Raw genomic sequence first — 5674 nt, forward strand, 5'->3', positions numbered from 1 at the left:
TACTGCAGGGGGGACCCTGTGGGAGAGTAGGACGCCGCCGAACAATTATTCCGGGAAAGCCCCGTGCCCTTGTGGCACGGGGCTTTTCTGCGTTCAAAACCTGTTCACGACCCCTTACGGGTGGTCAGGCCGGGGTCACCAAGTGCGTGTCGTAGGCCAGGATGACCGCCTGGACGCGGTCCCTCGCTCCCGTCTTCGCGAGGATGCGCGAGACGTGCGTCTTCACGGTCGATTCGGCGAGGTGGAGCCGTCCGGCGATCTCCGTATTGCTCCAGCCCTGCCCGATGACGGTGAGGATTTCCCTTTCCCGTCCGGTGAGTGCGGCGATCCGTGGGTCCTGGGTGGCGGGTCCGCCGGGGGCGGACGGCAGATGTTGTACATACGCGTCCAGGAGCCGGCGGGTCAGGCTCGGGGCGACCACCGCGTCACCGCCGGCCACGGCCCGGATGCCGGAGAGGAGTTCCTCCGGCAGGGCGTCCTTGACCAGGAAGCCACTGGCGCCTGCACGCAGCCCGTCGTACGCGTACCGGTCCAGGTCGAACGTGGTGACGATCAGGACGCGGGTCGGGGCGCCGGCCCTGACGATGCGACGGGTGGCCTCGATGCCGTCCAGCAGGGGCATCCGGATGTCCATCAGAGCGACGTCCGGCTGATGCCGGGCGACGAGTTGGAGGGCCTCGTGGCCGTTGGCGGCTTCGCCGACGACCGTCATGTCGTCCTGGCTCTCCAACAGCATGCGGAAGCCGAAGCGTTGCATCGCCTGGTCGTCGGCGATGAGCACGGTTGTCACGAGGGGGAGTCCTCCAGAGGGAGCCGGAGCCGTACCTGCCAGCCGGATGTGGTGGGCGGGCCGGCTTCGAGTGTGCCGTCGTAGAGGGAAGCGCGTTCGCGCATCCCGGTGATTCCCTGCGCGGTGCCGTCGAGCGGGACGGGTTCGTGTCGCGGGGTTCCGTTGTCGGTGATCAGGGCTTCCAGCTCCGTCGCCCGGTAGGTCAGGGTGACCTCCGCGGCGAGGCCCGGGTGTGTGCCGGCGTGTTTCAGCGTGTTAGTGAGGGCCTCCTGCACCACCCGGTAGACCGTCAGTTGCCTGCCTGCGGTGAGTGCTTCGGGCGGCGGTGTGCCGCGGCGGTGCAGACGTACCGGGAGCCCTGCTCGCCGTACACCTGTGAGCAGGGCGTCCATGTCGTCCAGGGTGGGCTGCGGGGTGCGGTCGGCCTCGGAGGGGTGGTCACGCAGGACACCGAGCAGCCGGCGGAGTTCGGCGAGGGCCTGACGGCTCGTCGTTCCGATGGCGTCCAGGGCCTGGGCGGCCCGTTCGGGGCTCTTGGCCGCGGCGTAGGAGCCGCCGTCGGCGAGACCCGTGATGACGGACAGGTTGTGGCCGATGATGTCGTGCATCTCCCGGGCGATCCGGGTGCGTTCGGCGGCTGCCGCGAGGCGGGCCTGCTGGTCGCGTTCGAGCTCCAGGCGGTTGGCGCGGTCGACGAGGGCCTCGGTGTACTCCTTGCGCGTACGGACCACGATGCCGAGCAGGGCCGCGAACGCGAACGCCCAGAGATGCGGGAGGAAGAGCCTGTCCCAGCCGTCCGGGAAATGGCCCGAGGCGATCACGAGAGGGGCGATGACGATGGCGCCCGACCAGGCCAGGGCGCGCATCGGCAGCCGCACGGCGATGTTGAAGACCAGGATCTCCTGGAGGAAGGCGGCCTGGATGACCGCCCCGGTCCAGACGTTGATCAGGGAGAACGGGGCCATGAACACGAGCACGGCCAGGGGGTGGCTTCGGCGCCACAGCAGCGGGGCGGAGAACGCCACGCTCATCGTGAGGACCAGCGGCGCGGGCACGTCCGGGTCGACGGCGACGGTGCGCCAGCCGCCTGACGAGATGTCGAGTACGGCGAACAGCACCCAGAACGCGGCGGTCAGCCCGTTCCAGACGGCGGGCCGGCGCCGGTCGTACGCGCGGATGCGCTGGAGCAGGCGCTGGATGTGCCCGGTGAGCGGGGTGGGGCCCGCCGGCCGGTTCGTGTCTTTGTCGTCCGTCACTCGTACATCCTCGCCTCGGGTCTCCCGGGCGTCATGCGTCGCGGCGTCGTAGGAGCAGGGCTGCCGATCCGAGGGTTGCCGCGCACCACAGCACGAGGGCGAGCAGGGCTCCGCCGACGGGCGCGGCGTCGGGGAGCGGGGTGGAGGAGCCGAGGACGCCCGCGGCCTGGGTGGGGAAGTAGCGGACGGCGGTTTCGACCGCGTCGTACGGGAGCATGGTCAGGACCTCCGGAAGGACCATCACGCCTCCGATGAAGGCGCCGATCGCGCCCGGTACCGAGCGGATCAGGGCGCCGAGCCCCAGGGCGATCAGGCTCAGGAACGTGGTTCCGGCGGCGTTGCCGAGCACCGCGCCGAGCACGGCAGGTTCGGTGAGGGAGGTGGCCTGGTCGGTGTCGTCGAGGAAGAGCTGGGCTGTGGCGAAGGTGATGAGTGCGGCGCCGGCCATGACGGTGAAGACGGTGACGGTGAAGACGGCCGCCTTGGCCCACAGGACGGGAAGTCTGGTGGGTACGGCGGCGAGCGAGGCGCGGATCATGCCGGTCGAGTACTCGCCCGCGGTGACCAGGATGCCGAGCACCACCGTGCAGAGCGTGCCGAGTGTGGAGCCGAAGAGGACCAGGATGACGGTGTCGACGTCGGAGTCGCCGCCGTCGGACGTGTAGGTCGCGCCCATGATGATGCCGACGGACAGGACGAGGGCGGCGGCGGAGCCCAGGGTGATCCAGGTGGAGCGCAGGGTCCGGAGCTTGTGCGCTTCGGAGCGCAGGACCCGGGCCGGGGTGACGCGGTACGCCTGGGTGGTGGCGGGGGCGGTGGTCATGCGGGGACTCCCGTCGGTTCGGGGGCGGTGATCCGGTACTCGACCGACTCCTGGGTGAGGTCCATGAAGGCCTGCTCCAAGGAGGCTGTGTGCGGGGTGAGTTCGTACAGCGGAATGGAGTGTGCGGCGGCGAGGCGGCCGATGTGTGCCGCGTCGGTGCCGCGGACCTCCAGGTGTCCGGGTTCCGCGCCCGTGGTGTGGGTGATGTCGATGCCGGGTCCCCCGAGGAGTGCGCGCAACGCCGGGGCCTGGGGGGTGACGACCTTGACGGAGGCTCCGCCCGCCGTGGCCACGAAGTCGGCGACCGTGGTGTCCGCGAGGAGCCGGCCGCGTCCGATGATGACCAGGTGGTCCGCGGTGAGGGCCGTCTCGCTCATCAGGTGCGAGGAGACGAACACCGTGCGGCCCTGTGCGGCCAGGGACTTGAGCAGGGTGCGGATCCAGAGCACGCCCTCCGGGTCGAGGCCGTTGACGGGCTCGTCCAGGATGAGGGTGGCGGGGTCGCCGAGGAGTGCGGCGGCGATGCCGAGCCGTTGGCCCATGCCGAGCGAGAAGCCCTTGACCCGTTTGTGGGCGACCGCGGTCAGGCCGGCCAGGTCGAGGACGTGTTCGACGCGGCCGCGCGGGATGCCGTGGGTGTGGGCGAGTGCCATGAGGTGGTTGAAGGCGGTCCGGCCGGGGTGGACGGATCGGGCCTCCAGCAGGGCGCCGACTTCGGTGAGGGGTGCGCTGTGGGTGGCGTACGCGCGCCCGCCGATGGTCGAACGGCCGCGGGTGGGGGCGTCCAGGCCGAGGAGCATGCGCATGGTGGTGGACTTCCCGGCGCCGTTGGGGCCGAGGAAGCCGGTGACGGTGCCGGGCCGGACCGTGAAGTCGAGGTCCTGGACGACGGTGGTGTCTCCGTAGCGTTTGCTGAGTTCGTAAGCCCTGATCATGCGGCCGACGCTACGGAGCGGGCGGCCGGTGGGTCGTCCGTCCGGGGGCGGGACGCGGATCCCGGTGTAGTACCGGGGTACGACGTGCGGGCAGGCCGGAGCCGGCGTCCGAGGAGCTCGTCCTGCGGGCCGGGAACGCCTTCACGCCGGACGGCTGAGGTGACGGCGGTATCCCGTTTGCCTGGACGCATGAGGCGGGGCACCATCGCCGGATGGAACACGTCATACGAGCGGTGAGGGCCGAGGACTGGCCCCTGGCCAGGGAGATCCGGCTGGCCGCCCTGCAGGATCCCGTCGCTTCGGTCGCCTTCGCGGAGACCTACGAGCATGCCGTGGCCATGCCCGACACGTTCTGGCAGCAGCGGACGACGGATGCCGCCGACGGTGTGCAGGTCCGGCAGTTCGTCGCCGAGGCCCCCGACGGCCGGTGGGTGGGTACCGCGTCGGTGCTCGTGGAGCGGCCCGCGCAGGAGGTGCGCTTCGGGGAGGCTGCCGAGGTCGACCAGGCGCATGTGGTCGGGGTGTTCGTGCGGCCCGAGGCGCGGGGCGGCGGGGTGGCCGACGCGCTGTTCGGGGCGGCTGTCGACTGGGCCTGGTCGCTGTCCGCGCCCCGTGTCGAGCGGGTGCGGCTGTACGTCCACGAGCACAACCCCCGGGCGGCTGCGTTCTACCGGAGGTTCGGGTTCGTGCCGTCGGGGCGCACCGTGCCCGCGCCGGACGATCCGGCCGCGCGTGAACTGGAGTTCGTGATCGAGCGGGCCTAGGGAGGTGGGCTCAGCGGATGCCGGTGCCGGGGAGCTGCAGTCCCTGTGCCCAGCGGGCCCGGCCCTGTTCCTGCGAGCGGAGCAGGACCAGGGTCGGCATCCCCTGGTCCTCGCCGGTCGACAGCAGCTCCGGGAGCTGGGGAAGCGGAGCCACGGCTGCGACGTCGTCGAGGACGAGGGTCATTGGTGGGTCGAGCCGACCGTCGGTTGACCGTGCGGCCATGCGGCGGCCGTGCTCGACCACGTGTGAGGCGAGTGCGGTGAGCAGGGGCATCGCACCGGGACGGTGGCGGGGATCCTCGATGGGTTCGCCGACCACAAAGAGCGTTCCCCCCTCACGCGCAAAAGATTCCAGTACGAGCGAATCGGATCGGTTGGGTGTGCAGGCCTCGCGGATGTGGACCGAGGAGAGTGCCGCGAAGGCCCGTACGGTCAGTTCCTGTGCACTCTCGCGGCGTTCGGGGTACGCGGTGAGCGCCGACTCCAGCAGTCCGGCGAGTCCGGAAGCGGCCCTGGGGTGGGTACGGAGCAGGCGCACCGGTTCATGGGCGCTGCCTCCGGAGGCCCAGCGGTGGACCTGGCGGAAGGGACGGCCGTCCACGGCCGCGGCGTGCAGCCAGCACTGCAGAAGCGTTTCGGCGGTGTCGGCCATGGAGCTGTCTGCCCTCGCCGACGGGCGGACCGGGGCGAGGAGGGCGGCGGCCCGGGCGGCTGCGGTGGCGGGGTCCTCGCAGCCGGCGGTGGGGGCCCAGTGGAGGCGAGCCGGGGTGTCGCAGAGATGGCCCGGGTCGTAGACGAGGACCGGGCCGAGCTTGCTGCGGGCGTCCTTCGTCTCGGCCCAGACCGTGGGGTCGGACGTGATGACGAGAGCCGGGCCGTCGGCTTCCCGGATGGCCTGGACGACGGTGGGGCGGCGGGTCGCGGCGGTGCCGTAGACGAGGAGGGGAGTGCGGGGGGAGGGGACGGGCGCGGGAGCGGGCTCGCGCTCGTACTCGCGTACGGGGGCGGGGGCCGCCTCGACGAACACGGGGGCCGGTGCGACGGGGCGTACCGGCTCGGGCCCGGGTTCCGTGTGACGAACGGCCTCGCGTGAGGGCTCGTACGTG

6 protein-coding genes are annotated in these 5674 nt (G+C 71.5%); 1 reads left to right on the forward strand and 5 read right to left on the reverse strand.

Going from position 1 to position 5674, the window contains the following annotated elements:
- Positions 1-124: 124 nt before the first annotated feature.
- From ACFW9O_RS36510 to ACFW9O_RS36525, 4 genes are read right to left on the reverse strand one after another with little or no spacing between them, the layout of a single operon-like run.
- Complete coding sequence (locus ACFW9O_RS36510; protein ID WP_384615473.1) at positions 125-790, reverse strand: response regulator; 666 nt, start codon at positions 788-790, stop codon at positions 125-127.
- Positions 787-2046, reverse strand: coding sequence for a sensor histidine kinase (locus ACFW9O_RS36515; protein ID WP_384615476.1), 1260 nt, complete (start codon positions 2044-2046; stop codon positions 787-789). The genes ACFW9O_RS36510 and ACFW9O_RS36515 overlap by 4 nt, the downstream gene beginning before the upstream one ends.
- 31 nt (positions 2047-2077) lie before the next feature.
- Entirely contained in the window at positions 2078-2869 is a 792-nt protein-coding gene (locus tag ACFW9O_RS36520) for an ABC transporter permease (protein WP_384615478.1), read from the reverse strand.
- Complete coding sequence (locus tag ACFW9O_RS36525; protein WP_384615480.1) at positions 2866-3804, reverse strand: ATP-binding cassette domain-containing protein; 939 nt, start codon at positions 3802-3804, stop codon at positions 2866-2868. Before ACFW9O_RS36525 ends, ACFW9O_RS36520 begins: the two co-directional genes overlap by 4 nt.
- Positions 3805-4016: 212 nt before the next feature.
- On the opposite strand from ACFW9O_RS36525, the gene ACFW9O_RS36530 reads away from it, so the two are divergent.
- The gene (locus tag ACFW9O_RS36530; RefSeq protein ID WP_384615482.1) at positions 4017-4568 is read left to right on the forward strand and encodes a GNAT family N-acetyltransferase; all 552 of its coding nucleotides are present in this window, start codon (positions 4017-4019) and stop codon (positions 4566-4568) included.
- Positions 4569-4578: 10 nt separating this feature from the next.
- Here ACFW9O_RS36530 and ACFW9O_RS36535 read toward each other — a convergent pair.
- On the reverse strand, positions 4579-5674 hold a 1096-nt coding region (locus ACFW9O_RS36535; RefSeq protein WP_384615485.1), incomplete at its 5' end, for a type VI secretion protein.

The sequence above is a fragment of the Streptomyces sp. NPDC059499 genome (genome assembly GCF_042749285.1).
In the GTDB taxonomy this organism is placed as follows: domain Bacteria; phylum Actinomycetota; class Actinomycetes; order Streptomycetales; family Streptomycetaceae; genus Streptomyces.